This is a genomic window from Micromonospora maritima, assembly GCF_902825405.1.
GTDB lineage: Bacteria > Actinomycetota > Actinomycetes > Mycobacteriales > Micromonosporaceae > Micromonospora > Micromonospora maritima.
Genome location: NZ_CADEAU010000578.1, coordinates 1 through 3,129, shown reverse-complemented (window position 1 = coordinate 3,129; position 3,129 = coordinate 1). Strand labels below are relative to the sequence as shown.

At 77.3% G+C, this 3,129-nt stretch carries 3 protein-coding genes; all 3 read left to right on the top strand.

Annotated features, from left to right (window positions below):
* Nucleotides 1–330, top strand: a 330-nt coding sequence (locus tag HUW36_RS29350; protein WP_217428898.1) for a hypothetical protein, incomplete at its 5' end; no start/stop codon positions are given.
* Nucleotides 327–1,016, top strand: coding sequence for an N-acetylmannosamine-6-phosphate 2-epimerase (locus HUW36_RS29345; protein WP_174531084.1), 690 nt, complete (start codon nt 327–329; stop codon nt 1,014–1,016). The genes HUW36_RS29350 and HUW36_RS29345, both read left to right, overlap by 4 nt.
* Nucleotides 1,013–3,129, top strand: a 2,117-nt coding sequence (locus HUW36_RS29340; RefSeq protein ID WP_174531083.1) for a glycoside hydrolase family 38 N-terminal domain-containing protein, incomplete at its 3' end; no start/stop codon positions are given. The genes HUW36_RS29345 and HUW36_RS29340, both read left to right, overlap by 4 nt.

Genomic DNA, 3,129 nt, shown 5'->3' with positions numbered 1-3,129 from the left:
GCGAAGGACGGCCGGCCGGTGGGCGCGGTCGCGGACGATCCCTCGTTCCTGCGCGCGGTGCAGCGTGACCTGGTCGCCGCCGGTGTGCCGCTGGCCTGGGTGGCCGACGTGCCGCCGGAAGACCCCCGGTTCGCCGCCGTGCACCTGGCCGCCGCCCACGGCGCCCTGGAGGGGGAGCGGGCCGCCGACCTCGCCGTGGAACCAGACCGGCCACCGGGGCCGCGGGACCTGCCGGCGCTGCGCCGGGCCGCCCGGTCCCTGGGCGCCGACCCGTCCCTCGTGGACCCCGATCGCGCCCTCGGCGCCGTCATGGAGGACATCACCCGATGACCGTGCTCGACACCATCCGTGGCCGACTGGTCGTCTCCTGCCAGGCCGACCCGGGGGAACCGCTGGACGATCCGGCGCACATGGTGGCGCTGGCCCGTTCCGCGCTGCACGGCGGTGCCGCCGGGATCCGCGCCCAGGGCCTGCGCGACCTGCGGGCGCTGCGCGCCGCGCTGCCCGACACCCCGCTCATCGGGCTGGTGAAGGACGGCAACGCCGGCGTCTACATCACCCCGACGCTGGCGCACGCCGACGCGGTGGCCGCCACCGGCGTGCAGATCGTCGCGCTCGACGGCACCCGCCGCCCTCGCCCGGACGGGCTCACCCTGGCCGAGACCGTGACCGGGCTGCGGCGGCGCCATCCCCGGGTGCTGGTGATGGCGGACGTGGCGGACGCCGCCGACGGCCACGCCGCCGTCGCCGCCGGGGTGGACCTGGTCGGCACCACGCTCTCCGGATACACCGGTGGCGCGGTGCCGCACGACCCGGACCTGGAGCTGATCGCGACGCTCGCCGCGACGCTCCCGGTGCCGGTCGTCGCCGAGGGCCGGATCAACACCCCGGACGAGGCCGCCGCCGCCCTGCGCCACGGCGCGCACGCGGTGGTGGTCGGCACCGCCATCACCCGTCCCGCCGTCGTCACCGCCCGCTTCGCCGCCGCCCTCGTCACCAGCCGGGAGATGTCATGACCGTGCACGTCGTCAGCCACACCCACTGGGACCGCGAGTGGTACCGGCCGATGGAGTCGTTCCGGGCCCGCCTGGCCGAGCTGGTCGCCCGCGTCTGCGACCAGCTCGACGCCGGCGAGCTGGGGCGGTTCCACCTCGACGGCCAGACGATCACCGCGTCGGACGCGCTCGCCGTCCGCCCCGACCTCGCCGCGCGGATCCGCGACCACGCCGCCGCGGGACGGCTGCACGTCGGGCCGTGGCACGTCCTCGCGGACAACCAGCTCGTCTCCGGCGAGAACCTGGTCCGCAACCTGCTCGCCGCCCGCCGGGTCGCCGCCGACCTCGGGCTGACGCTCGCCGACGTCGGCTACTGCCCGGACGCCTTCGGCCACCCCGCCGACCTGCCCCGGGTGCTGCGCGGCTTCGGGCTGGACACCGCGCTGGTCTGGCGCGGCGCGCCGCCGCACCTGGCCCGGTTCCGCTGGCGTGCCCCGGACGGCTCCGAGGTGGTGGCGGTCAACCAGGGCTACTACGAGCCGGAGGTGCTGTGGGAGGCGGCCTCGGCCGCCGACCGGCTCGCCGCGTTCCGGGACAAGCAGGCCGGCCGGGACGCCGACGGGCCGTACCTGCTGCTCAACGGCGGTGACCACCTCGCGCCCCGGCCACTGCCCGCGGGCCTGGCCGACGGCGCGGCGACGGAGAGCACGCTGGCCGGCTACTTCGCCGCGGTCCGGGACGCGGTGCCGGCCGACGCGGTGGTCGAGGGCGAGTTGCGGTACCCCGGCGACTGGCTGACCTTCGTGCTCGCCGGCACGCTGTCCACCCGGCTCTACCTCAAGCAGGCCAACGCCGCCACCGAGACCCTGCTGGAGGCGTGGGCGGAGCCGCTGACCGTGCGGTCCGGTCGCGCCGACGCGCTCGGGCTGCTCCGGCACGCCTGGGACGAGCTGCTGCAGAACGCCCCGCACGACTCCATCTGCGGCTGTTCGGTCGACGAGGTGCACCGCGAGAACGAGGTGCGCTTCGACCGGGCCCGGCAGGCCGGGGAGCACCTGGTCGAACGGGCCCTGCTGGACCTCGGGCTGGACACCCGGCTCGCCGGTGACCCGGTGACCGACGCCGCCGCCCTGGCGGTGGTGAACCCGCACGCCGCGCCGGTGACCGGCCCGGTCGTGGTGGACGTGCACACCGCGCCCGGGCACACGGTGGGCGGGCTGGTCGACGCGCACGGCGAGCCGGTGCCGTACGACCTGCTGGAGACCGAGCCGACACCGCTGTTCTGCGCCGACCTGGACATCCTGCCGGACACCCGGGACACGCTGCGGCACCGCGTCGCGTTCGTCGCCGACGCCCCGGCCGGCGGCTGGACCGGCTACACCGCGACCGTCGTCCCGGGTGCGCCGGCCGCCGTGCCGTCCGGGGTGCCGGGACGCACCGTGACCCGCGGCGACTGGACCCTGACCGTGGCCGACGACGCCTCGTTCACGCTCACCGACGCGGCCACCGGCCGCACCCTGCCCGGGCTGGGCCGCCTCGTCGACGTCGGCGACGCCGGCGACACCTACACCTACGACCCGCCCCGCCGGGACGAGACGGTCACGCCCGTCGTGCGCGAGGCGTGGGTGCACGACGGTCCGGTCGCCTCCCGCCTCGTGGTCCGCGCCGACCTGGACGTCCCGGCCGGCCTCACCCCCGACCGGAGCGCCCGGTCGGCCGAGCGGGTGGTGCTGCCCTTGACCGTCACGGCCACGCTCTGGGCCGGCGTGCCGGAGCTGGACTGGCGGCTGGAGTTCGACAACGCGGCCGACGACCACCGCCTCCAGGCCCACTTCCCGACCGATGCCCCGGCGACCGACTGGACCGCCGACGCCCACTTCAGCCTGCTCACCCGTCCGCTCAAGGCGCCGCTCGGCCCGCTGCCCGAGCAGCGCGGGTACGAGGCGGACGCGGGCGTCGCGCCGGTCCGCTCGCTGGCCACCCTGCCCGGCCTGGCGGTCCTCGCGCCGGGGCTGCCCGAGGTGCAGGGCATCGCGGGGGAGCGGCCGTCGCTGGCGGTGACGGTGCTGCGCGCGGTCGGCTGGCTGTCCCGGCCCGACCTGCGCGCCCGGACCGCGGGCGCCGGCCCGCAGCT

Excerpts from the sequence above, each read along its gene's own strand:
- HUW36_RS29345 (WP_174531084.1), top strand. The coding sequence starts at position 327 with ATGACCGTGCTCGACACCATCCGTGGCCGACTGGTCGTCTCCTGCCAG.